The 25,964-nt window shown below is 52.1% G+C and carries 26 protein-coding genes; 13 read left to right on the plus strand and 13 right to left on the minus strand.

The window, feature by feature from the left end:
* Positions 1-11: 11 nt before the first annotated feature.
* The 4 genes from urtC to A8F97_RS06180 all read left to right on the plus strand — a co-directional run bounded on the left by urtC (position 12) and on the right by A8F97_RS06180 (position 3,240).
* Positions 12-1,088, plus strand: coding sequence for an urea ABC transporter permease subunit UrtC (gene urtC / locus A8F97_RS06165; protein ID WP_025920263.1), 1,077 nt, complete (start codon positions 12-14; stop codon positions 1,086-1,088).
* Complete coding sequence (gene urtD, locus A8F97_RS06170; RefSeq protein ID WP_033071570.1) at positions 1,081-1,902, plus strand: urea ABC transporter ATP-binding protein UrtD; 822 nt, start codon at positions 1,081-1,083, stop codon at positions 1,900-1,902. Before urtC ends, urtD begins: the two co-directional genes overlap by 8 nt.
* Position 1,903: 1 nt before the next feature.
* Complete coding sequence (gene urtE / locus A8F97_RS06175) at positions 1,904-2,602, plus strand: urea ABC transporter ATP-binding subunit UrtE (protein WP_033071569.1); 699 nt, start codon at positions 1,904-1,906, stop codon at positions 2,600-2,602.
* Positions 2,603-2,940: 338 nt separating this feature from the next.
* On the plus strand, positions 2,941-3,240 hold the full coding sequence (locus A8F97_RS06180; protein WP_005974249.1) for a TM2 domain-containing protein: 300 nt from the start codon (positions 2,941-2,943) through the stop codon (positions 3,238-3,240).
* A gap of 72 nt (positions 3,241-3,312) precedes the next feature.
* Here the strand turns inward: A8F97_RS06180 and A8F97_RS06185 are convergent, their stop codons facing one another.
* The 6 genes from A8F97_RS06185 to A8F97_RS06210 form a co-directional block, all read right to left on the minus strand.
* The gene (locus A8F97_RS06185) at positions 3,313-4,137 is read right to left on the minus strand and encodes an amino acid ABC transporter ATP-binding protein (protein ID WP_033071568.1); all 825 of its coding nucleotides are present in this window, start codon (positions 4,135-4,137) and stop codon (positions 3,313-3,315) included.
* Between the two features lie 15 nt (positions 4,138-4,152).
* Complete coding sequence (locus A8F97_RS06190; protein WP_033071567.1) at positions 4,153-5,106, minus strand: amino acid ABC transporter permease; 954 nt, start codon at positions 5,104-5,106, stop codon at positions 4,153-4,155.
* Positions 5,107-5,184: 78 nt separating this feature from the next.
* Positions 5,185-5,739, minus strand: a complete 555-nt coding sequence (locus A8F97_RS06195) for a GNAT family N-acetyltransferase (protein WP_033071566.1) — start codon at positions 5,737-5,739, stop codon at positions 5,185-5,187.
* Positions 5,740-5,801: 62 nt separating this feature from the next.
* Complete coding sequence (locus A8F97_RS06200) at positions 5,802-6,785, minus strand: ABC transporter substrate-binding protein (protein WP_033071565.1); 984 nt, start codon at positions 6,783-6,785, stop codon at positions 5,802-5,804.
* Positions 6,786-6,856: 71 nt separating this feature from the next.
* Positions 6,857-7,792 carry an ABC transporter substrate-binding protein gene (locus tag A8F97_RS06205; RefSeq protein WP_033071564.1) on the minus strand — a complete coding sequence of 312 codons (936 nt, stop codon included), beginning with the start codon at positions 7,790-7,792 and terminating at the stop codon, positions 6,857-6,859.
* Between the two features lie 22 nt (positions 7,793-7,814).
* The gene (locus A8F97_RS06210) at positions 7,815-9,143 is read right to left on the minus strand and encodes an LLM class flavin-dependent oxidoreductase (RefSeq protein WP_033071563.1); all 1,329 of its coding nucleotides are present in this window, start codon (positions 9,141-9,143) and stop codon (positions 7,815-7,817) included.
* A 281-nt stretch (positions 9,144-9,424) separates the two neighbouring features.
* Here A8F97_RS06210 and A8F97_RS06215 point away from each other — a divergent pair, with 281 nt between their 5' ends.
* Positions 9,425-9,970 carry a flavin reductase gene (locus tag A8F97_RS06215; protein ID WP_025920256.1) on the plus strand — a complete coding sequence of 182 codons (546 nt, stop codon included), beginning with the start codon at positions 9,425-9,427 and terminating at the stop codon, positions 9,968-9,970.
* A 180-nt stretch (positions 9,971-10,150) separates the two neighbouring features.
* On the opposite strand, the gene A8F97_RS06220 is transcribed toward A8F97_RS06215, so the two are convergent.
* Positions 10,151-11,347 (minus strand): M20 peptidase aminoacylase family protein, encoded by a 1,197-nt coding sequence (locus A8F97_RS06220; RefSeq protein ID WP_050512661.1) that lies wholly within the window; start codon positions 11,345-11,347, stop codon positions 10,151-10,153.
* A gap of 247 nt (positions 11,348-11,594) precedes the next feature.
* Between A8F97_RS06220 and A8F97_RS06225 the strand changes: the two genes are divergently transcribed.
* Complete coding sequence (locus tag A8F97_RS06225; RefSeq protein ID WP_014700122.1) at positions 11,595-12,575, plus strand: LLM class flavin-dependent oxidoreductase; 981 nt, start codon at positions 11,595-11,597, stop codon at positions 12,573-12,575.
* A 91-nt stretch (positions 12,576-12,666) separates the two neighbouring features.
* Positions 12,667-13,173 (plus strand): ClbS/DfsB family four-helix bundle protein, encoded by a 507-nt coding sequence (locus tag A8F97_RS06230; RefSeq protein WP_033071562.1) that lies wholly within the window; start codon positions 12,667-12,669, stop codon positions 13,171-13,173.
* Between the two features lie 486 nt (positions 13,174-13,659).
* Here A8F97_RS06230 and A8F97_RS06235 read toward each other — a convergent pair whose 3' ends face one another.
* Positions 13,660-14,685 carry a LacI family DNA-binding transcriptional regulator gene (locus tag A8F97_RS06235; protein ID WP_014700119.1) on the minus strand — a complete coding sequence of 342 codons (1,026 nt, stop codon included), beginning with the start codon at positions 14,683-14,685 and terminating at the stop codon, positions 13,660-13,662.
* A gap of 362 nt (positions 14,686-15,047) precedes the next feature.
* Here A8F97_RS06235 and ascF point away from each other — a divergent pair, with 362 nt between their 5' ends.
* From ascF to A8F97_RS06260, 5 genes are all read left to right on the plus strand, one after another.
* Positions 15,048-16,508 carry a PTS cellobiose/arbutin/salicin transporter subunit IIBC gene (gene ascF, locus A8F97_RS06240; protein WP_014700118.1) on the plus strand — a complete coding sequence of 487 codons (1,461 nt, stop codon included), beginning with the start codon at positions 15,048-15,050 and terminating at the stop codon, positions 16,506-16,508.
* A gap of 41 nt (positions 16,509-16,549) precedes the next feature.
* Entirely contained in the window at positions 16,550-17,980 is a 1,431-nt protein-coding gene (locus tag A8F97_RS06245) for a 6-phospho-beta-glucosidase (protein WP_014700117.1), read from the plus strand.
* A 185-nt stretch (positions 17,981-18,165) separates the two neighbouring features.
* Positions 18,166-18,963, plus strand: coding sequence for a histidinol-phosphatase (gene hisN / locus A8F97_RS06250; protein ID WP_033071561.1), 798 nt, complete (start codon positions 18,166-18,168; stop codon positions 18,961-18,963).
* A gap of 54 nt (positions 18,964-19,017) precedes the next feature.
* Positions 19,018-19,404 (plus strand): VOC family protein, encoded by a 387-nt coding sequence (locus A8F97_RS06255; protein WP_033071560.1) that lies wholly within the window; start codon positions 19,018-19,020, stop codon positions 19,402-19,404.
* A gap of 18 nt (positions 19,405-19,422) precedes the next feature.
* Entirely contained in the window at positions 19,423-19,839 is a 417-nt protein-coding gene (locus A8F97_RS06260) for a hypothetical protein (RefSeq protein WP_033071559.1), read from the plus strand.
* Positions 19,840-19,843: 4 nt separating this feature from the next.
* Here the strand turns inward: A8F97_RS06260 and A8F97_RS06265 are convergent, their stop codons facing one another.
* The 3 genes from A8F97_RS06265 to A8F97_RS06275 are packed head-to-tail and all read right to left on the minus strand — an operon-like array spanning position 19,844 to position 22,517.
* Entirely contained in the window at positions 19,844-20,458 is a 615-nt protein-coding gene (locus A8F97_RS06265) for a hypothetical protein (protein ID WP_033071558.1), read from the minus strand.
* 23 nt (positions 20,459-20,481) lie between these two features.
* On the minus strand, positions 20,482-21,627 hold the full coding sequence (locus A8F97_RS06270) for an AAA family ATPase (RefSeq protein ID WP_082218627.1): 1,146 nt from the start codon (positions 21,625-21,627) through the stop codon (positions 20,482-20,484).
* Positions 21,628-21,632: 5 nt separating this feature from the next.
* The gene (locus A8F97_RS06275; protein ID WP_033072042.1) at positions 21,633-22,517 is read right to left on the minus strand and encodes an RNA ligase family protein; all 885 of its coding nucleotides are present in this window, start codon (positions 22,515-22,517) and stop codon (positions 21,633-21,635) included.
* Positions 22,518-23,019: 502 nt separating this feature from the next.
* Here A8F97_RS06275 and A8F97_RS06280 point away from each other — a divergent pair.
* A complete protein-coding gene (locus A8F97_RS06280) occupies positions 23,020-23,613 on the plus strand; it encodes a hypothetical protein (RefSeq protein WP_015730557.1) in 594 nt (197 codons plus the stop codon).
* Between the two features lie 140 nt (positions 23,614-23,753).
* Here the strand turns inward: A8F97_RS06280 and aztD are convergent, their stop codons facing one another.
* Positions 23,754-24,986 carry a zinc metallochaperone AztD gene (aztD, locus tag A8F97_RS06285; RefSeq protein WP_033071556.1) on the minus strand — a complete coding sequence of 411 codons (1,233 nt, stop codon included), beginning with the start codon at positions 24,984-24,986 and terminating at the stop codon, positions 23,754-23,756.
* A gap of 39 nt (positions 24,987-25,025) precedes the next feature.
* On the minus strand, positions 25,026-25,961 hold the full coding sequence (gene aztC / locus A8F97_RS06290; RefSeq protein ID WP_025920248.1) for a zinc ABC transporter substrate-binding protein AztC: 936 nt from the start codon (positions 25,959-25,961) through the stop codon (positions 25,026-25,028).
* Between the last annotated feature and the right edge of the window lie 3 nt (positions 25,962-25,964).

Below are 25,964 nucleotides of genomic sequence, written 5' to 3' on the forward strand. Positions count from 1 at the left end.
TGACGCAATCTATTAAGCAACCGATGACGATAACCCTGGCGCAGCGCGCACCGCGACTCATACTTTGCCTCGGTTCGATTCTACTATTGGCCTTGCTGGTATTGCCGTTCCTCGCCCTGTTACCCGCAGATAACCCGCTGGCGATCTCCACCTATACGCTGACGCTAATCGGTAAAATTCTGTGCTATGCCATTGTTGCCGTGGCATTGGATCTGGTGTGGGGCTATGCCGGGCTGCTGTCGCTCGGCCACGGCCTGTTTTTCGCACTGGGCGGTTACGCCATGGGCATGTATCTGATGCGGCAGGCCGCTGGCGAAGGGATGCCCGCGTTTATGTCATTCCTGTCGTGGACGGAATTGCCGTGGTTCTGGGCAGGAACGCAGTATTTTGTCTGGGTACTGTGCCTGATCGTGCTGGTGCCGGGTGTGCTGGCGTTTGTGTTCGGCTGGTTCGCATTCCGTTCTAAAATTAAGGGCGTCTATTTCTCGATCATGACGCAGGCGTTGACCTATGCCGGGATGCTGCTGTTCTTCCGTAACGAAACCGGCTTTGGCGGCAATAACGGGTTTACCGGTTTTACCACGCTATTGGGCTTTCCCATTACGGCTACGGGGACACGCATTGGATTGTTTGTTGCCACCGTGCTGCTGCTGGTTGCCAGTCTGCTGGTGGGATTTGCGCTGGCACGTAGCAAATTTGGCCGCGTGTTGACGGCGGTGCGCGATGCGGAAAATCGTCTGATGTTCTGCGGCTACGATCCGAAAGGCTTCAAACTGTTTGTCTGGACGCTCTCCGCGGTGCTGTGCGGGCTGGCCGGTGCGCTGTATGTGCCGCAGGTTGGTATTATCAATCCTAGCGAAATGTCGCCGACTAATTCCATTGAGGCAGCGATCTGGGTTGCGCTGGGCGGGCGTGGAACGCTGATCGGGCCGCTGCTCGGCGCGGGGATCGTCAACGGAGCAAAAAGCTGGTTTACCGTGGCCTTTCCCGAATACTGGCTGTTCTTTTTGGGGCTGATGTTTATTCTCGTCACGCTATTTTTACCGCGTGGGGTGATTGGATTATTGAGGAGGAAGAAACATGACTGAACCTGTGTCTGTACCGACGGTTTCTTCACAGACCCAGTTTGCCCAGAGACACCCATCAGACCGCCATCGACACCAGACCGATCCGGTGCTGCAACTCGATAAGATTAACGTGAGTTTTGACGGTTTCCGGGCGCTTACCGATCTCTCGTTGCAGATTGGTGTGGGGGAGTTGCGCTGCATCATCGGGCCTAATGGCGCGGGGAAAACCACGCTGATGGATGTCATCACCGGTAAAACGCGCCCGGATAACGGTAAGGTGTTTTACGATCAGTTCACTGACCTAACGACGCTATCGTCAGTGGACATTGCTCGTGTGGGAATAGGGCGGAAATTCCAAAAACCAACGGTGTTTGAAGCACTGACGGTGTTTGAAAATCTCGAAATCGCACTGAAAGCCGATAAATCGGTGTGGGCAAGCCTGCGTGCCAGACTGAACGGCGAACAACGTGACCGGATTGACGACACGCTGGCGCTGTTGCGGCTCGGTCACGAACGGCAGCGCCCAGCAGGACTGTTGTCGCATGGGCAAAAGCAGTTTTTAGAAATTGGCATGCTGCTAGTTCAGGAACCGCATCTGCTGTTACTCGATGAACCCGCCGCTGGGATGACCGATGCAGAAACCGCCTATACCGCCGAGCTGTTCCGCAGTCTGGCAGGAAAACACTCGCTGATGGTGGTGGAGCACGATATGGGCTTTGTCGAGAGCATTGCTGACCACGTTACGGTATTACATCAGGGACAGGTACTGGCAGAAGGATCGCTGCGCGAGGTACAGGCTAACGAGCAGGTTATTGACGTTTATCTGGGGCGCTAACATGTTAGAAATTTCAGAATTGAATCAATATTACGGTGGTAGCCACATCCTGCGCGGCTTATCTTTTGAAGTAAAACCCGGCGAAATTACTTGCCTGTTAGGGCGCAACGGCGTGGGGAAAACCACGCTGTTGAAATGTCTGATGGGGCTGATTCCGGCGCAATCCGGCACGATCCGCTGGCAGGGCGACGCGATTAACACTCGTAAACCTTATCAGCGTGTGCAGTCAGGTATTGCCTACGTACCGCAGGGGCGGGAGATTTTCCCGCGCCTGACGGTAGAGGAGAATCTGTTGATGGGGCTATCGCGCTTTCCGGGCAAACAAGCGCGACAGGTGCCAGATGAGATCTACCAACTTTTTCCGGTACTGGATGAGATGAAACAGCGGCGCGGCGGTGATTTGTCCGGCGGGCAACAGCAACAACTGGCGATTGGACGTGCGCTGGCCTGCAAACCCCAACTGTTAATTCTGGATGAGCCGACAGAAGGGATACAGCCATCGGTAATTAAAGAGATTGGGGCGGTGATCCGTCAACTGGCGCAGCGCGGTGACATGGCGATTCTGCTGGTCGAGCAGTTTTACGACTTTGCCGCCGACCTGGCCGACAGTTATCTGGTGATGTCTCGCGGAGAGATTATACAACGCGGGCGGGGCGAAACGATGGAGCAGGACGGTATACGGGAGCTGGTCGCGATTTAACCCGCATCACTCAGGTCGGGCTGCCTGGCCTGAGTGTGATAACGTTATTTTTTGAACCATTGTTGTATTCAATTTATCGATTCTACGTGTTGAACCATGAACGTATATAAGCGTAGTGAAAATAGTCGACAAGGATAGATAAAAATGGGACGGCTAAAGAATAGCAATAGGATTGTGTCATTCTATTTCTGTCGCCAGCCCGGTAGTTTTAAATTGAACACTGAAAATCAGTGGTGTATAAAACATGGCGCAGTACGCTGCTAATTATTTGGGGTGGTATAGCAGTAAGTAAACTTAAGTTAAAATTAATATAATGTATTATTAGGAGCCTAATTATTATGTCTACTATGGTGTTTTGCAGAGGATGCGGCAAGGAAATTCATAGCTCGGCCAAAGCATGCCCACAGTGTGGGGCTACGCAGGCAGGTGGTAAGGGTGAGAAAAGTAGAATATCTGCCGCATTGTTTGCCGCTTTCCTGGGCGGATTTGGCGCTCATAAATTCTACTTAGGAAAAGTCGGACAAGGGATTTTATATTTACTTTTTTGCTGGACGTTTATTCCAAGCATTATTGCGTTTGTGGAATTCATTATTTACCTGTGCGATTCAGATGAAGATTTCGCCAGAAAATATGGCTGATAGCGTCATTTAATCAGGCTCACTACGGTGGGCCTGATTGATCTTTAATCAACAAATTATTTTTTATTTCCCTCACAGCACCTTATTCAAAAAGTTGATCGTCCGTGGATGACGGGGATGGTTCAGCACCTGCCAGGATTCGCCACTTTCGACAATTTTTCCCTCTACCATGAACACCACGCGATCGGCGACTTCGCGGGCGAAGCCGATTTCATGTGTGACGACAACCAGTGTCACGCCGGATCGGGCGAGCGATTTGATCACATCCAGCACTTCACCGACCAGTTCGGGATCGAGTGCGGACGTCGGTTCATCAAACAGCATCACTTTGGGCTTGAGCGCCAGCGCACGGGCGATGGCGACGCGCTGTTGTTGACCACCGGAAAGATGGCGTGGATAAGACTGTGCTTTGTGACGCAGACCGACGCTTTCCAGCAGGGTAAAAGCGACATCTTCGGCCTCCCGACGTGAATACAGTTTATGCGCCAGCGGGGCTTCAATGATGTTTTCCAATACCGAAAGGTGGGGGAACAGATTGAAGTTCTGGAATACATAGCCGACGTTAGTACGCTGGCGTAACACCTCCTTTTCTTTCAATTCATAGAGCGTATTCCCTTTGCGGCGATAGCCGATGTAGTCGCCGTCGATGCGGATAAAGCCTTCATCCACGCGCTCAAGATGGTTAATGGTGCGCAGCAGCGTGGATTTCCCCGAACCGGACGGGCCGAGGATTACCGTGACGGAGCCGGGTGCTAGCGTCAGATTGATATCCTCCAGCGCTTTATGCTGACCAAAATGTTTCGCCACATTGCGGATCTCGATCAACCCACGCACGCTTTCTGCCTGTGGCTGTGCGGTGGTGCGTGCATGCGCAAAGTAGTCGATAGCTTCAGACATGGTGAATCTCCAGAATCAGGTAAGTGAACGTGCGCGTTTGCGCGTCAGGAAACGGACGAACCTCTGGCGCGGTGTGGGCGGCATTTCACGCACGGCACCGCGGGACACATAGCGTTCCACGTAGTATTGGACGATGGAGAGCACGGTAGTGATCAGCAAATACCAAATGGTAGCGACCATCAGCAGCGGAATAACCTGTTGTGTCCGGTTGTAGATGACCTGAACGGTGTAAAACAGCTCCGGCAGCGCCAGCACGTAAACGATCGAGGTGCCTTTCGCCAGACTGATGATCTCGTTGAAACCGGTGGGCAGAATGGAACGCAACGCCTGCGGCAGAATAATACGTACCGTGCGGCGACCACCGGGCAGGCCGAGTGCCGCAGAAGCTTCAAACTGACCCGCGTCCACGCCGAGAATACCGCCGCGAATAATCTCCGCCGTATACGCGGATTGCACCAGCGTCAGGCCAAGCACGGCGACAGAAAACTGATCCAACAGATCAATCGTCGGATAGCGCAGGAAAACGATGGAGGTGAACGGCACCCCCAGCGCCAGCTCGTCATAGAGATACGAAAAATTATACAAAATGATCAGCACCAGAATCAGCGGCAGCGATCGGAACAGCCAGATATACAGCCATGACAGCGTGGAAAGCAGGTAAGACGGCGAAAGGCGGGCCAGCGCCAGTGCTGTGCCGAAAATAATACTGAATACGGTGCCAAGCGCGGTCAGCAGCAGCGTTTGCGCTAATCCGGTAAGGATGACCGGATTAAAAAACCACTCGGCAAAGACTGCCCACTCCCAACGTGGGTTCAGCGCGATGGATTGAATAATCCCGGCAAAAATAAACAGCGAAAACAGCGCACCGGCAAAGCGAAAGGGATAACGCGCCGGAACAATGTTCAATGGTGGTTCCTGCGCCTGGCTCAGCGGTGGCTGTTGAGAAGACGTTTGTAGAGATTGCGTCATGATCGATACCATTTGAAGGTGATGCTGAAAAATGTCGTTTTGTGGTTAATCCATTGAGTTATTAGCGGTGCGTCAGGATCAACACACTTTCAAATGGCGGGTGATCATCTCGACTTCTGTTTGCCACGCGGCCTGTGGCGTCGCCGTTTTGAACAGCGCTTTCTTAAACGGTAAACGCCCATCGTAAGGTGGAATGCTGTAAGTCGCTGGATCGACGGTGGTATCGAACTGAGGGGTATAGCCGTGGCTCAGGTATAAGCGCACCGCTTCAGGCTGACGGAAGCCCGTCGTCAGGAAAAAATGCTGATAGCCTAGTCGCCGGGCGTGTTGCTCCAGCTCTTGCATCACTTTTCCTGCTAACCCCTGACGGCGCAGCGAATTATCCGTCCATACGCGTTTAATCTCAGCGGTGGTGCTGTCGTAGCGTTTAAATGCGCCGGTAGCAATGGGGACGCCCTGACGCAGCAGCGCAATAAAAATGCCGTGCGGCTGTTGGTAGATCCCCGGCGGATCGCTTTCTCGTTCACCAAAAAAATCGCCGTAACGCTGCGCATATTCTGCGAACAGGCCGTCGATAATGGGAGCCACGATAGGATCTTCGGGCTGGGTAATGATGAAAATGTCGTCGGACATAAGTGCTCCTGATTCATTAGCGTATTACGGGCTATCGGGATCCCGATAGCTGTAGGACGGGATTAATCGCCCAGCCCAGGTGGATTGATTTCTGAACGGTCGATACGCTCAATACTCTCTCCCCAACGGTTCAGCACCCGATCGTATTCGCCGCTTTTAATCACGCCGTTCAGCGCGGTATTAATCGGCTGTACCAATCCGCTGCCTTTGCGCGTGGTGACGGCGATATGTGCGACGTTGGGGTAACCACCGTTTACCGTACCCACATGCTTAACTTTGCCTGTCAGCTCTGCCTTGTAGGCCCCCACCACGTTTGGACCAAAATAGGCATCAGAACGGCCGGATTGCAGGCTGAGGTTGGCAGCGGCATCGTCCGTGACATAGATCGGCTGAAAGGCAGTCAGGCCGTTGGCGCGATTCTGTTTATCCCATGCCAGCAGTACGGCCTCCTGATTAGTGCCTGACCCGACGATAATCTTGAGGCCGGCAATGTCTTTCGCTTCGTTGATGGATTGGATCTTACTGGTGGATTTCACATAGAAGCCGAGTGAGTCGATGCGATAGGTGGCGAAATCGAACTTTTCTTTACGCTCTTTGGTGACGGTAATATTGATAATGGCGGCGTCATATTTACCGGAGGCCACGCCGAGCGGCCAATCTTCCCACGAGGTGGGAACGATGTTCAGCTCCAGCCCAAGGCTATCTGCCACCAGCCGGGCGATATCTGGCTCGCTGCCTACCACGGTTTTGTTGTCGTCAGCCAGAAAGGCCAGCGGCGGTGACGATCCCAACGTGGCAATAGCGACAGTGAATTTTCCCGGCGTAACAAATTTAAAACCGGCTGGAATCTGCGTGATGGCCTCTGCATTTTTCGGCGCATGGATTGGCTGCTGATTGGCTTTTAGGTCGATGGCGGCCTGTGCGCCAGTCGTGAGGGAAAGCGAGCCGAGCAGCAGCGAGCCTGCCAGTAGTGTTGTTAAAAATGAGGGGCGCACGCGCGGGTTTGCGACCGAATGTGCGATGGTGTGGGCAATCTCTTTTTGCATCTGTCTTTCCCTTGCAGGTTATTATTTATAATGGTGACATTGTCACTTTTAAGGTTGGTAGTTACTGTTACTTACTCGCCGATACCCGGCGGATTCACTACAGACTGCGCGATCTTTTCATCGTCTTCACCCCAGCGATCCAGCACCTGTGCATAGCTACCGTTGTGGATTGCGCCATTGATGGCGGTGCTGATTGCCTGCGCCAGACCGTTGCCTTTCTGCGTGGTGACCGCGACGTAAGCGACCGTCGGGCCTTTGCCGACCATGCGAGTCTTGCCCGTTAACGCTGCTTTATAGGCTCCGATGGAATGTGGACCGAAAAACGCATCGACGCGCCCAGACTGAATGCTCAGGTTGGCAGCGGCATCGTCGGTAACGTAGACCGGCTGTACGGGGGGAAGGCCGTTGGCGCGGTTTTGTCGATCCCAGTCCAGCAGAATGTTTTCCTGATTGGTGCCGGAACCGACAATTACCTTCAGGCCCGCCACGTCTTCCGGCTTGTTAATTGCGGTAATTTTGCTGGTCGATTTCACATAGAAACCCAGCGTATCAATGCGGTAGGTGGCGAAATCGAACTTCTCTTTGCGCGGTTTCGTCACGGCAATATTAAAGATAGCGGCATCGTATTTCCCCGCCGTGATGCCCAGCGGCCAGTCTTCCCAAGAGGCAGGAACCAACTTGAGTTCCAGTCCGAGGCTGTCGGCCACCAACCGCGCGATGTCGGCATCGCTGCCGACAATCGTTTTGTTGTCGTCAGCCAGCAACGACAGCGGCGGTGAGCTGAGCGCCGAAACGGTAACGGTCAGCGTACCCGGCGTCACGAATTTGAAATGAGCCGGGATCTGCGCAATAGCCTCGGCGTTTTTCTCAGTATGAATGGGAGCCTGGTTGGCCTTGAGATCGATACGGCTGACGAATCCCGCGTCTTGCGCCTGTACACTTATCGCCAGCGTGGCGCTTAATAACGCTGCCAGACGGGTCACGGTGATATAAGGGGTACGTTTCACGGTGGATCTCCTGTTACGCGAACTAGCGCGTGAATTGATTCACCGGATAGTCCAGCGCCAGATTTTCCCGCAGCGTGTAACCGGCATACTCCTGACGGAACAGGCCGCGCTGCTGTAACAGGGGAATGACGCGATCGACAAAGTGATTGAGCGTGTCCGGCGTACCACCCTGAATAATGAAGCCGTCTGCCGCACCGTTTTCAAACCAGAGTTGTAAACCATCTGCCACCTGTTCAGGCGTACCGCTGAAAACCGGGCGCGGTGATGCGGCTTCCAGCGCGACCTGCCGCAGCGTTAAGCCTTTTTCCTGTGCGTTGCGTTTGATTTCATCGGTGGTGCTGCGGAAGCTGTTTTTCCCCAGATCGCCGATATCAGGGAAGGGCGCATCCAGCGGATGCTGTGAGAAGTCGTAGTGTTCAAAATAGCGACCCAGATAATTGAGGGCGTCCTCAATCGTTACCAGTTGTGCCGTTTCCTGATACTGGCGCTCCACATCGTCCGCGTCGTTGCCGACAATTACACTGACGCCCTGAAAGACGTGTAGCTGATCGGTGCGGCGACCGTTTTCTTCCAACTTCTGTTTTACCTCGCGGTAATAACGCTGTGAATCTTCCAACGTGTGTTGATGGGTGAAGATAGCGTCCGCGTGTTTCGCCGCCAGCTTTTGGCCGTCTTCAGACGCGCCCGCCTGGAACACGATTGGACGACCCTGCGCGGAGCGGCCAATATTCAGCGGGCCTTGTACCGAGAAGAATTCTCCCTGATGATTCAGCGTGTGCAGTTTCTCAGGATCGAAGAACTTTCCGCTGGCTTTGTCACGAATAAAGGCGTCGTCTTCCCAGGAATCCCACAGGCCTTTCGCCACCTGAAGAAATTCATCGGCGATGCGGTAGCGCAGCGCGTGTTCTGGGTGCTGTGCGCGGGAAAAATTTTTTGCTGACCCTTCCAGTGGTGATGTCACCACATTCCAGCCCGCGCGGCCGTTGCTGAGATGGTCGAGGCTGGAAAACTGCCGGGCGGTGGTAAAGGGCTCGGAATACGATGTCGACAGTGTGCCGACCAAGCCAATATGGCTGGTGACGGTAGCCAGTGCGGAGAGCAGCGTTAACGGCTCGAAACGGTTGAGAAAGTGGGGGATGGATTTTTCATTGATATACAATCCATCTGCTACGAAGACAAAGTCGAATTTACCCTGTTCGGCTTTTTTCACCGCGTCCAGAACAAAACCAAAATTAATACTGGCATCGGGGACGACGTTTTTATGTCGCCACGCGGACATATTTCCCGCGGCGCCCTGTAATATTAACCCCAGTCTTAATTGCCGTTTTGATGATATTTGTTTTTCACTCATTATTCGAAACCTTTTATTAATTGAACACACTTCCATGAAGGTGAAAATAATCCATCAATAAACCGGCTACCAATCAATAAGCCATCAATAGGTATTCACGCATTCAATGAAAGGTTAATGGGACGTTAATAGCGTGTTTTCACTATTGATGAGGCGAGGTATGATGTAAAACAACAAAAATGTATAATGAAATTCAAAAAAATTCAGATGATGGTGTGGCTTATTTTGTTAGTATGATGTTAATGATTGTGTTTTTCGCCGTATCTAAAGGATAAAATTTGATGTCTGATTTGACAGTTGAACGACGCGTAACCGCGAATGACGCGGTTCCCTCTGCGGCGGTGACCACCGTTGACCAACAGGCGTTTCGCGATGCAATGGCAAAGCTGAGTGCGGCGGTTAATATCGTTACAACGGATGGCCCTGCTGGTAAGGCCGGATTCACGGCATCTGCCGTGTCCAGTGTCAGTGATACGCCCGGCACGCTGTTGGTGTGTCTGAATCGGGGCTCGTCGGTGTATCCCACTTTTCAGGCGAATGAACATTTGTGCGTCAATACGCTAGCGGCACACCACGAAGCGCTGTCGTCGCTGTTTGGGAGTCGGTCATCGACGGAAGAACGGTTTGCGGCCACGGCGTGGGACGTGCTACACACGGGTTCACCCGTGTTGCAAGATGCTTTGGTTGCATTTGATTGCCGGGTTGAGGAAGTGGTGAGCGCGGCGACGCACGATATCTTTATTTGCCGAGTGTTAGCGATTAAGCAGGGTCAAAGTACCGATGGTCTGGTGTATTTTTCCCGTGGTTATCACGCTGTTCGCGGTTAATGAGTATCGCTTTCTTTCTAACTCCGATCGTTTGACGATCGAGATACCCGGAGCAACCACGGGGTGAGGCGTCCCTGCGGGAACCTCATCCCCGTGTCTCTCCTAATATCGGATTTATGTAACCACTACACCTCCACCCAATCGACTGGGCGGAGGTGATTATATTTGCAGATCAAAATATTACGATGGAGACAGTACCGCCTGTGGAACGGTGCTTTTCGTGGTGCGCAGGCGGTGCAGTGCGGCTTCCGCTAACTGTGCAAAGTAGCGTGATGCTGGCGCAATAGCACTTTCATCTGGGTTGAACTGAGGGTGGTGCAGGCCAAATTCGCTGTTTGAGCCAATGCTGACAAACGTGCCCGGCACTTCCTGAAGGTAAAGGGCAAAATCCTCGCCGCTCATTTGCAGTTCGGCGTTTTCTACCTGATAACCTGCGTCTCGGGCAATTTGCTTGCTGAAGTCTGCCCATTCGCTGGTGTTCACGACAGCAGGCGGGCCGGGATACCACTTCAGCTCCGCTTTCGCGCCCAGCGCAAGGGCAATTCCGCCAATCAGTTGCTCAATTCGCTCCGGTATTTCCGCCCGGATCGCGGCATTGTAGGTTCGTACTGTGCCTTCCAGTTCTACTGTCTGCGGTAGTACGTTCCAGGTGTTGCCCCCTTGAATACGCGTGACGCTAATCACCAGCGACTCCAGAGAACTAAAGCTGCGGCTGGGTAGGGTTTGCAACGCATTGACGATATTACAGGCGGTGACGATGCTGTCGATACCCTGTTCCGGTTTGGCCGCGTGCGCGCCTTTGCCAGTAATGTGAATAGCGAAGCGATCCACATTGGCATAAAACGGGCCGCTGCGCGTGGCGAACGTCCCCGCAGGCAGCTCCGGCGCATTGTGCAGGCCGAAAACGGCGGCAACACCGGCGAGTGCCCCGGCACGGATGAGCTGTTTGGCACCGGTAGAAACCTCTTCTGCCGGTTGGAAAAATAGCCTGACTTTACCCGGTAAGACATGCTCACGTTTTTTCAACAGGCAAGCGGTGCCGAGCATGACGGCGGTGTGGAAATCGTGACCACAGGCATGCATGACGCCAGCGTGCTGAGAACGAAATTCGACATCAACCAATTCTTCAATCGGCAGCGCATCAATATCGGCACGTAGCGCGATGGTTGGGCCGCTACCGTGACCGATTTCGGCAACGACGCCAGTGGTTAACGCCAGAGGTAACAGACGGATGCCTTTCTCTTGTAACCAGCGGGTAATGTGCGCGGTGGTTTGGTGTTCCTGATTGGATAATTCCGGGTACTGATGCAAGTGCCGTCGCCAGTTAATTAACTGTTGCTCAAATGACGTATCACCACAGGGAATAGATTCAGCCATATCAATACACCTCCTTAACAAAACGTAAACATGATAAAGGTAGCCGATAGCCACTCAATGGATAAATACCATCTGGTTATATTTCATGTCTTTTTATGATGGCGATTTTTGCATTCATTTATTATGAATATTTCTGCTAACAAAATTCATTATTGATATTTATTTTCCACGCCTTTATGCAACATCCTTTCTATTGTTTTTTACTCTTAATATTGCTGGCATGGCGTCACTAAAATAAGGAAACATCGTGGGATATAAACTCAGTTTATTAGATCAAAGCCCGATTGCCGAAGGAATGAGTACGGCGCAGGCGTTGGCGCAAACCGTGTCGCTGGCAAAAGTGGCGGAAGCGCTTGGTTATTACCGCTTTTGGGTTTCCGAGCACCATAATTCCGATGAATTGGCAGGTTCGTCTCCTGAAGTCTTGATCACCTGGCTATTAGCGCACACGACAACGTTGCGCATCGGCTCCGGCGGCGTGATGTTACAGCACTACAGTCCGTATAAGGTTGCAGAGAATTTCCATGTCATCAGTGCGTTGGCTGGCGGACGTGTGGATTTAGGCATTGGTAAAGCCCCTGGCGGGCTGCCGCTGGCGACGCGCGCACTTCAGCAGGAAATAGGCGAGAACGAGCGAGTTGCCTTCACGGAGAAATTACATCAGTTAAATCGTTTTCTCGATAGTTATGATGATACCGCTGAACGCCTGAATGCGACGCCGTTGCCAGAACATACGCCACAGCGCTTTCTGTTGGGGGCCAGTCAGGAGAGTGCGCGGTTAGCCGCATCGCTGGGCTGGAGTTTTGTATTTGCGGGATTCATTAATGCCAGCGAAGCACAGCTAACGGAATCACTTTTGAGCTATCGGGAATTGAAGCCAGCCAGTGCCCAGACGCTGCTGTCGTTATCGGTGATTGCCGCCGAACGTCATGAGGATGCAGAGGCGCTGGCCAGCACGCAGCATAATTATAAAGTTTATATTGAAAATAAACCGCCGCTAACGGTAGGAAGTCAGGAGTTGGCAGACAATTTCGTTCGGCAGTCGGGGGCGACGGATTTCCGTATCGAGCAGGAGCCACGACATGTGCTTTATGGCACGCCGGAACATATACATCAGCATTTGGAGAGCTATCATCAGCGCTTTGGGGTCGATGAATTCATTATCCACACGCCCGTGACGTCACCCCGTGAACGTGAGGCCTCGATACGGCTGTTGGCGCAACGCTGAGCAACGACTAGAAGCGTGAGCAATGACAACATCGTGACATATTACAGGTAGTAATCTAGGTCTATCTGGGACAGAAAACCGAGGTTATGCGATGGCGGTGCCGGAGAGTAAGGAAGCCTTGATTAAGGCGATCAATAGTCAGTTTGCGTTATTAATGAAGAAAATCGATGCTGTATCCGCTGAACGTGCCTTCTCACCGGAGATGGCGGGACATGCGCAGGGAACGCAGATGAGTCCCGCAAATCTGGTAGCATATCTGCTGGGGTGGGGAAATTTGGTGCTGAAATGGCATGAGGATGAAGCACAGGGCAACCCCATCGATTTCCCAGAGACTGGTTATAAATGGAATCAGCTCGGCCTGCTGGCACAAAAATTTTATCAGGACTATGCCCATATTACCGATTGGGCAGAACTGGTCGCGCTGCTTGCCGCGAATAAACTGGCACTCATCGCACTGGTTGAACGCTATACTGATGAACAACTCTATGGCGAATGCTGGTATGGCAAGTGGACGCGTGGTCGGATGATTCAGTTTAATACCGCCTCACCTTATAAGAATGCGGCCGGGCGACTGCGTGTATGGGAGAAAAACAAATAACGATCTGATAGTAAATCAGAATGATTTTTGGCCTTACCGTTCCCTTTATGGCGGCTGTATCTGCGGCGTTTTTTCAGACAAAACCTTACATATTCCCTCTGTTAGACTGTTCTATACTCAGAAGTAAGCAAAGTAAGCCTTACCGACTGATGAGATGAATGGGGGAAAGAAAAATGATTGGTCTCAACCTAGTTTATCCCGTGTCATATTACTCTACGCCTGACAAACTTGATTATGTCCAAGGCATTTCCCGCTCGTCGCACCTGTCTGGTTACCCTAATCAGGATGCTTCCACCCGAACGCGATCCGGGTACGAAAATAGCGGTCCAGTCTTTACGCCACCTATAGCTGATGGGGTTAATCGCCCAACGGCCACTAATCAACTGAACGTTTACGTGTAAGCTTTTATACTCGTCATACTTCAAGCTGCAACGGAGATACTGACGGTCGGGGCGGTTATGAACACACCGCGAACCTATATTGAGATCAGGCGGGCTGGTTACCATACGGCCCGTCCTGAATCGAGTCCCTGACCCGCAGTTCAGACAAAAACAGGTTCTCTTTCGAGAAATAGCCGCCGTCCAGCATCGCGATCAGGCGGTGAATCACTTCGTTGATCATATCGCTCACCGGATCCTTTACGCTGGAGAGTGACGGCTTCAAAAACGGGGCAGTGGGAATATCATCGAACCCGACCACAGAGACATCGCTCGGGACTGCAACGCCGGCCTCATCCAACGCTTTCATCGCACCAATCGCCATATCGTCATTGCTGGCGAGAACGGCACTGAACGACACCTGGCTATCGCGTAGGGCAGCAATGGCGAGTGAGCCGCAGCGCGGCGTCCATTTCCCTCTCACAATCAGTTCATCCCGTACTGCGATGTTGGCTGCTGTCAGCGCGTCTTTATAGCCGGAAAGGCGTTCGATAGCGGTTGGCGAATCCAGCGAGCCGGTGATAAACGCGATGTCTTTATGACCGCGCGCAATCAGATGTTGCGTAGCGTTATAGCTAGAGCCCTTGTGATCGCAGCAAATGCAGTGGCTTTGGTGTTTACGCAGCTTACGGTTGACGACCATGATCGGCTGCTTGTGTTGTCCGATGATGTCGTCCATCTGATCCACGTTGAGAAAACGAGGATAAATGATAATCGCATCGCAGCGTAAACCCAGCAGAAATTGAATCGCGGCGCGTTCTTCATCGGCGCTGTGTTTGCCGTCAACCAGAATGAGTTGACGCCCGTTGTCTTCGAGCTTCTTGGCGGCCTGTGACAGCAGTTCGTTAAAATAGCTGCCGTGATAGAGCGTGTTAGTCACCACCAAACCAATACAGGCTGATTTGCTGGTCGCCAGATTACGCGCTAGTAAATTTGGCTGATATCCGGTCTCCTCAATGGCCTGATAGACCAGCGCTTTGGTTTCTTCACTGGTATAGCCTTTGCCTGATAGCACGCGTGACACTGTCGCTTTTGATACGCCTGCTTTCTTCGCCACTTCCTGCATTGTCGACATGGGACATCCTGACACGTTGAACACGCTTATCATTTTACACACATTAGGCTGACAGAAGCAGGGTAGTAAGTGCAGAACCGGGGTGGGTAGGAGAGAAATTACCTTTTTCATGGCGATCGTAGTCACATAAGTAAAATATTGGTAATTCATCTATTGAAATTACATCGATATATAAACATTATTGTGTGGAACCGGTTACCCATCGGCGTTTCATCACGTTGCATGGAGCAGGGATACCGGCATGAATGCTTTCATAACTGCATGAAATTTAATAATAAATGCACTGTTACCGAGTAATGATTCCGATTTGAGCGGTTTGTTGAAACGGGGTAGCGTGCGCGATTACGAGAGATTGTCTATCCATGTCAAAGAATTATGCGGCTGTATCCCGTTCGATCGTCGATGCTATCGGTGGTGCTGATAATATCGCTGCGGTAACCCACTGCATGACGCGCCTGCGCTTTGTGCTTAAAGATAATGATGCTGTGAATGTGGCCGGATTGAAGGCGATCGGCGGCGTGTTGGGTGTGGTGAAAAACGATAACCAGTGCCAGGTGATTATCGGCAACACTGTTTCTCAGGCCTACGCCGAGGTAGTGAAGCTGCTGCCAGAAGGCGCGGCGGTTGAAAAAGCCGTACCGGTAAACAATAAAATTACGTTGCGACGGATTGGTGCAGGGATCTTGGATGCGCTGATTGGCACGATGTCACCGCTTATTCCGGCGATTATCGGCGGTTCGATGGTGAAGCTGCTTGCCATGATCCTGGATATGACCGGGCTGTTTGAGAAGGGGGCATCGACGATCACGATCCTGAACGTGATTGGCGACGGGGCGTTCTTCTTCCTGCCGATCATGGTAGCGGCGTCTGCGGCGGTAAAATTCAAAACCAATATGTCGCTGGCGATTGCTATCGCCGGGGTGCTGGTCCATCCGACGTTTATCGATCTGATGGCAAAAGCAGCACAGGGACAGCAGGTGGTGTTTATGGGGCTTTCCGTCACGGCGGTGAAATATACCTATACCGTGATTCCGGCACTGTGTATGACCTGGATCCTGTCTTACATTGAAAAATGGGTAGACCGTATTACGCCAGCCGTGACCAAAAACTTCCTCAAGCCGATGTTGATCGTGCTGATTGCCTCCCCGATTGCCATCATGCTTATCGGCCCAATTGGGATATGGATCGGTAGCGGCATTTCTGCGGTGGTGTACACCGTGCATGACTATCTGGGCTGGCTGTCCGTTGCCATCATGGGCGCTATCTGGCCGCTGCTGGTGATGACCGGTATGCACCGCGTGTTTACGCCGACCATTATTCAAACCATCGCTGAAACTGGCAAAGAAGGTATGGTCATGCCGTCTGAAATCGGTGCGAATCTGTCGTTGGGCGGATCGTCACTGGCTGTAGCCTGGCGCACCAAAAACCCAGAACTGCGCCAGACTGCGCTGGCAGCAGCGGCATCGGCCATTGTTGCCGGGATCTCAGAACCTGCGCTGTACGGTGTCGCGTTACGCCTGAAACGTCCGCTAATTGCCTGTTTAATCACCGGTTTTATCTGTGGTGCCGTCGCAGGTATCGGCGGGTTGGCAAGCCATTCAATGGCGTCGCCGGGGCTATTCACTAGCGTACAGTTCTTCGATCCGACCAATCCGATGAGTATTGCCTGGGTATTTGGCGTCATGATCCTGTCTGTCGTGATCTCCTTCTTCGTCACTTTACTGCTGGGTTTTGAAGACATTCCGGTAGAAGAAAAGCCTGAAGAGAAACATGCACAGGGTGACGACGTTTCCGTAACCCCGCACGTATCGAACACGAATTAAATGAAGCACTAATGACACGAAGTACGAAGGAGAAACAGCGTATGTCTGCATCAACATTTCCCACTGGATTCTTATGGGGGGGCGCGATTGCGGCCAATCAGGCAGAAGGCGCATACCTTGAGGCCGGTAAAGGGCTGACGACGGTGGATATGATCCCCCACGGCGTGAATCGTCTGCCGGTGAAACTGGGGCAAGAGCCGCGTTTCGCGTTGCGTGAGGATGAATTTTATCCCAGCCATCAGGCGATCGATTTCTACCATCGGTATAAGGAAGATATCGCGCTGATGGCGGAAATGGGGTTTACGGTGTTCCGTACCTCCATCGCCTGGAGTCGACTCTATCCGAACGGAGATGAACTGACGCCCAACGCGGACGGTATCGCGTTTTATCGTGATGTGTTTGCCGAGTGCAAGAAGTACAACATGGAACCGCTGGTAACACTGTGTCATTTCGATGTGCCGATGCATTTGGTCACCGAATATGGTTCATGGCGTAACCGGAAAATGGTGGAGTTTTTTGCCCGCTACGCTCGCACCTGTTTTGAAGCCTTTGACGGGTTGGTGAAATATTGGCTGACATTCAATGAAATCAATATTTTACTGCATAGCCCGTTTTCCGGCGCGGGTCTGGTGTTTGCCGAAGGGGAAAATCAGGAACAGGTAAAATATCAGGCTGCACATCATGAATTGGTGGCGAGTGCGCTGGCGACGAAGATTGCGCATGAAGTTAATCCGGACAATCAAGTTGGCTGTATGCTGGCTGGCGGTAACTTCTACCCGTGGTCGTGTAAACCGGAAGATGTCTGGGCGGCGCTGAATAAAGATCGTGAAAACCTGTTCTTTATTGATGTGCAGGCGCGTGGCACCTATCCGGCGTATACCAGACGACTGTTTAAAGAGAAGGGCATTACGATCGCGTCAGAGCCGAGCGATGATGAGATCCTCAAAAACACGGTGGATTTTGTTTCCTTCAGCTATTACGCCTCCCGCTGTGCGTCAGCGGATATGAACGAGCACAACAGCAGCGCCGCGAACATCGTTAAATCGTTGAAAAACCCGCACATTAAGGCGAGTGAATGGGGCTGGGGGATTGACCCGTTGGGCTTGCGCATCACCATGAATATGATGTACGACCGCTACCAGAAGCCGCTGTTTTTGGTAGAGAACGGGTTGGGGGCGAAGGACGAGGTTAACGCACAGGGCGAGATTGATGATGACTATCGCATCAGTTACCTGCGCGAGCACATCAGCGCGATGGCGGACGCTATCGGCGACGGTATCCCGGTTATCGGCTACACCTCGTGGGGCTGTATCGATCTGGTTGCCGCGTCCACCGGCGAGATGAGCAAACGTTATGGCTTCATCTATGTCGATCGCGACGATCGGGGCGAAGGGACATTAGCCAGAAAGAAAAAGAAATCGTTCTACTGGTATAAAAAGGTGATTGCCAGCAACGGTTCCGATTTGAGCTAAATAAAGTAATATCGTTTAGCTATCCTTGCTATAGCCCCCTGATGACAGCGTTTGGGGGCTATTTTTTATCCATAGATGAACGCGAGATTGTTTGCACTTGTTTCGTCATTCATAATCGAGCCAAATCGAGCATTGCGCTCTCTCAGCTTCAATTCCCAAATGACGCGATAGGGAGGGAAAATACGATGAGCCAGACGCTTCCCGACATTACCTTTTTTCATGAACTTGCCGCCCTGGCCAGTCAGGAAACATTGCCACGTTTTCGTTCCCTCCAAGCCAATCAAATCGAAACCAAGCCAAAAGAGGGTTTCCGCTTTGATCCGGTGACGGAAGCCGATCGGGAGGCCGAACGAGTGATACGTGAACACATCGCACGCCATTATCCCGAACACGCGATTATGGGAGAAGAATTTGGCTTGAGCGGGGAAGGGCCTGTACGCTGGGTTTTGGATCCGGTTGATGGAACCCGACCTTTCTTATGCGGGCTACCCGTGTGGGGAACGCTCATTGGTCTGTTGCATCATGAACGTGCCGTGATGGGGATGATGAGCCAACCGTTTACCGGAGAGTGCTTCTGGGCCGATGGCTCGCAGGCCTGGCGGAGCGATCGGCAGGGAGAAACGCGCTTAAGTACGCGTAAAGGTGTGTCGCTCGAACAGGCAATCCTTCACACCACCGCGCCGGAAGCGCTGAGTATGCACCCGACGGTTCGTTTCGCAGAACTGACCGAAAGCACTCTGATGACGCGCTATGGCGGTGAGTGCTACGCGCTGGCAATGCTGGCGGCAGGCCAGATTGACATCTGCGTGGAATTTGCATTGCAGCCCTACGACATTGTCGCATTGATCCCGATTATTGAGCAGGCGGGTGGCATTATCACCGGTCTCGACGGGCAGCGAGCGGAAGCGGGTGGTACGGTGGTCGCGACCGGTAGCCCAGCGCTGCACCAGCAGGTTTTAACCATACTGAACGGAACGCGATAATCACCGTTAACCGACCATGACGATGTGAAAGACGACGGTTAAGAAGGGATCATGATGAAAGTGACACACGTGGCATTATGGACGGCCGATCTGGCGGCGCAGGCGGCATTTTGGCAAACGTTTTTCGCCGCTCAGGTGGGGGAAAAATATGTGAGTCGGAATCGTCCTGGATTTGAATCACATTTCGTTCAACTGAGTGAAGGGGCATCGATTGAGTTGATGACGCTACCGGTGCTAGCGGAAGCCTTAGCTAATAAAGAAGGCTGCGGCTGGGCGCATGTGGCGATTTCAGTTGGCAGCAAGGCGGATGTGGAAGCGTTAGCCAGTAAAGCGGCGGAACGCGGTATTCTGGTTGCTCCACCTCGTATGACGGGGGACGGCTTTTATGAAGCGATCGTCAGCGACCCTGATGGTAATCTCATTGAGATAACATCAGACTGATTCGGGAGTTATTTTTGTATGTTGCACAAGCTATCCTCATGCGATCGACAACATAGCGCGATGCTGATTTGTGTTGGAGATATCCGGTTTGGCCCGCCTTATTTTTCGCTATCGATTGACGACAAAGAATTGGCGGATCGCGTTTTTGGCAAGGAGATGCTGTGGTCGCCTGATTCTCGTTATCTTGTGGTACAAGAGTGGCTCTCTACCGCGGAGCGCGACGGCCCGCAAACGGTGTTGCTGTGTATTGATGTGCGAGAAGAAAGGCAATGCAAAGTTTCTCAGGCGACGGGGGGATTTATCGTCCCCGTGAGGTTCGAGGACGATAATCTAATCTATGAAAAAAGGTATTTTAGTGCAGGAAGACACGGTGCCACGGAATATGAAATCAGATTTACCGATCTTCCTCGCTGGCGTGCGCTACGGTTACGTTAACAACTCAATCTTCCCAATAGAATAGGGCATCGAACTGTGTGAAACCGCTCTCTGTAAACAGTGTCTGCAGATGAATGCTGGTGGGCAGCGGCGATACCAATTGTTCCTTATAAACGCGAATCAGCCCGCATTTCTCCAGTACTACTTGCACCTGCTGGCTTAATGCTTCCACTACGGGGGTGTCGAACCTATCGACTTTCCCCAGTTCAGGACTTTCTCCTGCTCCACCGCCATGAACATCCCAACGCTTTTCGCTTTCCATCAATACAAAATAGGGCGACAGGCGGCTCAGTAAAACGGTTAACCCCGTATGCTCTTCACCATAACGAATCGGGTGTTTAGCATTAAAATCCGGTGTATTTTTATAAAACCAAGCGTCGACAAAGGAAGCATAGCCAGAACCGTAGTGATCCCATTCAATTCTTGATTGGGTGTGAGTCTGCTGTATGACGTGTGCGCATACGTCGTTTAAATGCTTGTCGATCAACGCTTCATCATTGCTTATCCAGGGATATTCATCTGAAATACACTGCGATACGGGTATCTGTAAAAGACGGGTGATGTCGTGTGGTGAAAGCAGCGGTGAGACACCTTTATTGCTCCCTGAATCTTGTTTCATTTTTAGCTCCTTAAAGTAATCACTTAGCTTTCATAGCTAACAACATGCGCTTCCGTCTGTGAGGGAAGTTCCCATTTTGTCAGCATCCCTTGCAGCGTTTTATTGCTCAACGTGGTATCTCGTTTACCGTTGCGGCGCAGCAATTCCTGACGCGGACGCTCCAGATACACCACCTCCACTTCTGCGCCATAGGCGTAGCACAGATCTAACGTGCGGGTGCGCATTTGCTGGCTCAGGTGCGTGGCATTCCACACAAACGGCTCATGCGTTCGCAACAGTGAACGTGCTTTATCGGTCGCCCAGTGTACCGCCTTTCCTTCATTTTCACCGTGTTTCAGCCCTAACTCTGTGCGTGCATCGTCGAAAGAGACTACAGGTAAGTTACGCCGATGTTTTCGTACCCAGGTGTCTTTTCCTGAAGCTGGCAAACCGCACATCACCGTGACTTTCGAGCCAGGTTCCTGGAACAACGGATAGTCGGGATGGACATCGGCACCGCGAAAATAACTCAGGCGTGTGTGGGCATCGACAAACGCTCTCGGCTGACCGTAACAGCCTTCTTCCCGCGCCAACTCGCGGAACAGCTCGATGCTATCTATCACGCGCGCTTGATCTTGACAGATTCGCCCACGCATATCGGCTTCCGCCAGCGTGGCCAACAGCGGAATGCTCAACTGCCAAGACAATTCACGAATCGTAAAGAGCGGTGACATCCGACGGCGTTCATCTTCAAGACAGTAAAACGGAACCTGATGTACCGAAATTAACCGACAAACCGCCTCCCGAATCGCAAATGGTACGTTTGCATCCCACAACAGCACCCGAGCGTCGATAGCACCTTTACGCGAATGCCCCGGTTGACCAATCTGGCCCGTCACCGGGTCAATCACCGTCGTTCGATATTTCGCAACGTCATGCAGCAACGCGGCAAAAAACAAGATTTCTTGTTGTTCGTGCGTGGCTGTCTGGTAATCGGGAAGCTCTAATAGTGACTCGACAACCATTATAGTGTGCGTCCAGACGTCGCCTTCACCGTGATAGCGTGGCTCCTGCGGTGTCTCTTTGGCACGTTGAAGCACCGGAAAAGCCTCTAGGCAGTGAGTAAAATCTGGCTGTGCGCCAGAGGTGGGGACCAACCCCCTAATAGTATTCCAATCCATGATAGTCATACTCCTTACTTATCGGGCATGGCGGTGGCGAGTGCGTCTAGTGAACGCAGCGTATTCAGCCCCAGCATTTCCCAGGATACGGGTGGACAAGGCGCGTACAGATCAACGCCTTCAGCCAGTTGATTCGGTAAAATAGGGCGTTGGGAATGATGCGATCCGCTGTCCAAAATGGTCTGGGTAAAATCATGGCGTACCAACTTGTAACGAGCCAACACCTGTTTATCATCTTCAACCTTTAGATAAAGGCCTTCCGAACGGTCCGATTTATCGGTTTGTTGCCAGCACAGCGCGAGCGGTAAACCTGCACGCTGGACGGTGGATTCAAACGTGGTTTTCCAGTTCGGGCTTTTTGCCAGCGAACGGTACACCAGCTTCCACAGCAATGCCGGGTTAGTTGGCATCTCCCCGGCATAGATTACCGGGACGGATAACACGGGCGAACCGGCCAGCATGGCATGTCGGCGTGCCGTCGATAAAAAAATGCCGTCACGACGATCGTAAAGATCAAATTCGTGAAAGTAATGCGGCAAACGGTCATAAAATACGGAATGCTTGCTGTAGGCCCATTCGCCGTACATCACGAAACGATCTTCTAGCAGTTCAAGAAAACGCATTTCGTGCGCTGTGGCCCATAGCTTGAACTGGTTGAACTGCCGTTCCCGCGAGCCACCAGTCAAATAATGGCCGCGCGATTGGAGCAACAGTTCTGCTGTTTCATTGAAGGACACACCGCTGTTCGCACCGTCGATCTTTTCTTCGATCACGACATAACGGCCTGCTAACGCTTTCAGTGCAATTTGATCCGACGCATCATCGCCGGGCTGTAAACGTGAACCTTCCAGATGAGGGGTTCGTGGATATTTTAATAACGGTATTGAATGTAAATACATGTTTTTCGCCAACTGCGTTATTAGCGCAGCCAGACCCATCCAGGATAAAAAAGAGGGCCGACGAACGTGTTCTGGCGCGAGTCAATAGGCTGGCCACTGGCATTCCAGAGGTCAGAGTCGCGGGGGAGGAAGCGGGAGATTCATTCTCTGCTCCGCGCAATGGTGGGAAAGAGAAAGGAACCCGTACCGCAGCCAACGCTGGCGCAGACTGCGCCGAATCGAGGCTGCTTAATGCAGTCGTCGGCGGTTAGTGGGGGGCTGACGTACAGGGCACTTTAGGGCTCCAAATAACATATTAGGGGTGAGTAAACGGCGCGATTCTAGCGAAGGAATCTTCCGGCAACAAGCTTTTGTATAAAAAATGCTATTATTTCCTATCGTTATAGAATGCGTTGTTGCGTTTAAACGTGATAAAAAAGCCATAAAACCATCGACGTTAACGTGATAAGAATTGCGAGTGGTGAGATAGAGTAATGCACACAATAAAGAGTAGGGGAATACAATGAAAATCAGTGTGATAAAGAAAGGGATTGCGGGCCTGTTATTAGTGCTGCCGTTGTACGGGGTTGCCGAAACAAAGGATCCAGATTTGTTCGCTGGCTATACCACGCAGGATCTCACGGCAGCATTACCTGCGCGGTTGTTAAACATGGTTCAGCGCGACAAGGTGGTCGATGTGCCAAATCATATGGTTCAGACTGAATATGTTGACCCTACGACGGGAAATAAGGCGCTAGTTTCACTATTTATGTTGCCGCCAGATAAAGATGGTAATGTCCCGATTGCTTCCGCGCCTGGCGATCTCGATGCGGTGATTGCCAGCACGGAAAAAGAGATGTTGCGCCAGCGTATCAAACCCGACCAGCGTGCGGGGAAGATTGACGATGCGACGCCTTTTCGCTGCTTACAAACGATTCTGAATAACAAGGTCCTGCATTCGCTGTGTTCGACGCTGATTAAAGGACGCGTGCTGGAAGTTCAGGCGATTAATACGATCACCAATATTCAGGATGAAGCCGAACTGCATAAAGTCATCGGACAACAGAATGAATTCGTTATCGAGATGGGAAAAACACTGTTGGCACTTAAAAAATAGTGCGTTGTTGATGCGGAAAGAGACGCGTCATCAACGAACGATCGCTATTATTTCTCATCAAAATGCTGAGCGAAGGTAAGCGCCTTCGCTTTTTTGTGCCCTGAAAACCCCCTGCTAGGCTGGGGGGTTACGTTTAGGTCCTAATGCTGATGGTCGTGGGAGTGACCGTGTTCATGCACTTTGCCTGAACCGCCAACGGCAACAATATTGAAAGGATGTCCCTGTACCGTAATCGCACTGGTTTCTTTCAAATCCACCGCGTTCAGCACGTGAATTTTGCTCTTCAGAGGATCGGTAATGTAGATGTTATCAGCCGCAACCGCGATACGTGGACGCGGATCGTTCCAGTGACCGTCCATAGAGTATGGCTCCGTGACGCGCACTGACTTGGTAATTTCCCCCTTCAGCACATCAACCTGATTTAACTTGCCATCTTCCGTAAAGACGTAGGCGAATTTCGGACGTACCGGGTCGACGACAAAATGTACGCGACGGGTCGGCAGTTGCACCAAACGGAAACTTTGATCTTCGGTTGGGTCGATAAGCACAATGCGATCTGGACCATAGTTACCGATGAAATACTGCATACCTTTGCCACCGATAAGTGTGGAGACGCTGCCTTTCGGTAATGCGCTGGAGTAAGGCAAATGGCGTATTTCAGGCGTATCGCCTTTCTGAGTGATCAGCAGCAGACCGGTTTCGCAGGACAGGGCGTAAGTGTCACCGGAACCGGCGGATCCATGCAGACCTGGGCAGGCCACATTGTCGCTGACAGTTTTACTATCCAGGCTAATCACTCGGGCACCAATCGGGCGTTTGGACGCGTCTTCTGGATTCGGGACAGAGATAACGGCATGGTTGTCATACGGCACGGCAACACCATGATGCGGTGCGCTGACGGACACGCGTTTCGCGTCATTGACGCCATCCAGCGCGGCGGCTTCGCTATAGATCATCGTGTAACGTTCGCCGTCAAACCACTGAGCGACCTTACCCTGACGCTCAACGAAGTGACCCGGTTTGCCGCCAGTTAGCTGAGTTTTCAGTAGGTTGGGTTCATCGATGTCAATATCAGCGTGATCGCCGTGATCGTGAAACGAAATCCCAGAGCCGATCATCGATACGGTGCCTGCGCTGCCCTGAACGGCATATACCGTAGCTCCACTTTCACTGCGATAGAGCGCCGCAGGCCCTTTCAGATCGAAGGACGTCAGTTTGTCGCCATCAAGGGCGTCAATCACATTCACCACGGACTTATCGTGATCGGCGACGAACAGACGCCAGGCGGTAACGTCCTCTTCTGCTGCCATTGCCGGGCCAACTGAGCCGAGCAAAAGCGCTGAAATGGACAGCGGTAATAAACGCTTTTTCATGTGGTTCTCCATTATAAAATAGTCTGAATTAGGATGAGGTCAGGGGACGTGCTTGTTGTCGGCCAGTGCTGACACGATGGTGTTGACGTTGTGCTGCATCATGTCGATATAGGTCGGTGCTGGGCCTGAAGGGTCGGAAAGTGCGTCGGAATAGAGCACTCCCGCGATGGATAAACCGGCTTCGGAGGCAATTTGCTCCACCAGACGTGGGTTTGAGATATTCTCCGCGAAGACCGCTGCGGCATGATTTTTCTTTATCTCTCGCAGAATGCCGGCGACATCTGCGGCAGAAGCTTCAGACTCGGTAGAGACTCCCTGAGGGGATAAAAAGTGAATGCCGTGCTCGTGTTCGAAATAGCGGAAAGCATTGTGGCCGACCACGACGGTACGACGCGATTCCGGGATACGGGCTAGCGCGTTATCAATGTTTACGCCAAGTTTGGTCAGTTTTTCCTCATAGGTTTTAGCATTCGCCTGATAAGTTTCGCAGCCGCTTTTATCCGCTGCGCAAAACGCGGCGGTAATGTTTTTCACGTAGATATGCGCATTGGGCAACGACTGCCAGGCGTGGGGATCGAAAGGTGCGGCGTGAAACACGGCTTTGCCATTGTAGAAATGGTAATGGCCACCTGCGGGATCGCGAATAATCTCTGCGCCATTTGTCGCTTCAATGACCGGTGCTTTACTCTCACTGGCCTGAATGAGCCGGTTGATAAAGCCCTCGAACTGTAATCCGTTGATTAAGATCACGTCAGCTTTAGCCATGGCAATCGCATCCGCTGGGGAGGGCTCATAGACATGCGCATCGCTGTTGGGGCCCACAAGGGTTCGCAGTTCAATACGATCCTGACCGATATTCTTCGCCATGTCGCCAAGGATGGAAAAGCTGGCGATGACGTTAAGCCTGGCGCTGGCCTGTAGCGGTAGCGACAGGGAAAGCAGAACGGCGACACCAAGCGTCGTGATAATTCTCATGAT

It is taken from the genome of Pectobacterium parmentieri, assembly GCF_001742145.1.
Classification (GTDB): domain Bacteria; phylum Pseudomonadota; class Gammaproteobacteria; order Enterobacterales; family Enterobacteriaceae; genus Pectobacterium; species Pectobacterium parmentieri.

What these genes read in the sequence shown, in the direction of transcription:
- urtD (WP_033071570.1), top strand. Translation starts at nt 1,081, where the DNA reads ATGACTGAACCTGTGTCTGTACCGACGGTTTCTTCACAGACCCAGTTT.
- urtE (WP_033071569.1), top strand. Translation starts at nt 1,904, where the DNA reads ATGTTAGAAATTTCAGAATTGAATCAATATTACGGTGGTAGCCACATC.
- A8F97_RS06180 (WP_005974249.1), top strand. Translation starts at nt 2,941, where the DNA reads ATGTCTACTATGGTGTTTTGCAGAGGATGCGGCAAGGAAATTCATAGC.
- A8F97_RS06185 (WP_033071568.1), bottom strand. Translation starts at nt 4,137, where the DNA reads ATGTCTGAAGCTATCGACTACTTTGCGCATGCACGCACCACCGCACAG.
- A8F97_RS06190 (WP_033071567.1), bottom strand. Translation starts at nt 5,106, where the DNA reads ATGACGCAATCTCTACAAACGTCTTCTCAACAGCCACCGCTGAGCCAG.
- A8F97_RS06195 (WP_033071566.1), bottom strand. Translation starts at nt 5,739, where the DNA reads ATGTCCGACGACATTTTCATCATTACCCAGCCCGAAGATCCTATCGTG.
- A8F97_RS06200 (WP_033071565.1), bottom strand. Translation starts at nt 6,785, where the DNA reads ATGCAAAAAGAGATTGCCCACACCATCGCACATTCGGTCGCAAACCCG.
- A8F97_RS06210 (WP_033071563.1), bottom strand. Translation starts at nt 9,143, where the DNA reads ATGAGTGAAAAACAAATATCATCAAAACGGCAATTAAGACTGGGGTTA.
- A8F97_RS06215 (WP_025920256.1), top strand. Translation starts at nt 9,425, where the DNA reads ATGTCTGATTTGACAGTTGAACGACGCGTAACCGCGAATGACGCGGTT.
- A8F97_RS06220 (WP_050512661.1), bottom strand. Translation starts at nt 11,347, where the DNA reads ATGGCTGAATCTATTCCCTGTGGTGATACGTCATTTGAGCAACAGTTA.
- A8F97_RS06230 (WP_033071562.1), top strand. Translation starts at nt 12,667, where the DNA reads ATGGCGGTGCCGGAGAGTAAGGAAGCCTTGATTAAGGCGATCAATAGT.
- A8F97_RS06235 (WP_014700119.1), bottom strand. Translation starts at nt 14,685, where the DNA reads ATGTCGACAATGCAGGAAGTGGCGAAGAAAGCAGGCGTATCAAAAGCG.
- ascF (WP_014700118.1), top strand. Translation starts at nt 15,048, where the DNA reads ATGTCAAAGAATTATGCGGCTGTATCCCGTTCGATCGTCGATGCTATC.
- A8F97_RS06245 (WP_014700117.1), top strand. Translation starts at nt 16,550, where the DNA reads ATGTCTGCATCAACATTTCCCACTGGATTCTTATGGGGGGGCGCGATT.
- hisN (WP_033071561.1), top strand. Translation starts at nt 18,166, where the DNA reads ATGAGCCAGACGCTTCCCGACATTACCTTTTTTCATGAACTTGCCGCC.
- A8F97_RS06255 (WP_033071560.1), top strand. Translation starts at nt 19,018, where the DNA reads ATGAAAGTGACACACGTGGCATTATGGACGGCCGATCTGGCGGCGCAG.
- A8F97_RS06260 (WP_033071559.1), top strand. Translation starts at nt 19,423, where the DNA reads ATGTTGCACAAGCTATCCTCATGCGATCGACAACATAGCGCGATGCTG.
- A8F97_RS06265 (WP_033071558.1), bottom strand. Translation starts at nt 20,458, where the DNA reads ATGAAACAAGATTCAGGGAGCAATAAAGGTGTCTCACCGCTGCTTTCA.
- A8F97_RS06270 (WP_082218627.1), bottom strand. Translation starts at nt 21,627, where the DNA reads ATGACTATCATGGATTGGAATACTATTAGGGGGTTGGTCCCCACCTCT.
- A8F97_RS06275 (WP_033072042.1), bottom strand. Translation starts at nt 22,517, where the DNA reads ATGTATTTACATTCAATACCGTTATTAAAATATCCACGAACCCCTCAT.
- A8F97_RS06280 (WP_015730557.1), top strand. Translation starts at nt 23,020, where the DNA reads ATGAAAATCAGTGTGATAAAGAAAGGGATTGCGGGCCTGTTATTAGTG.
- aztD (WP_033071556.1), bottom strand. Translation starts at nt 24,986, where the DNA reads ATGAAAAAGCGTTTATTACCGCTGTCCATTTCAGCGCTTTTGCTCGGC.
- aztC (WP_025920248.1), bottom strand. Translation starts at nt 25,961, where the DNA reads ATGAGAATTATCACGACGCTTGGTGTCGCCGTTCTGCTTTCCCTGTCG.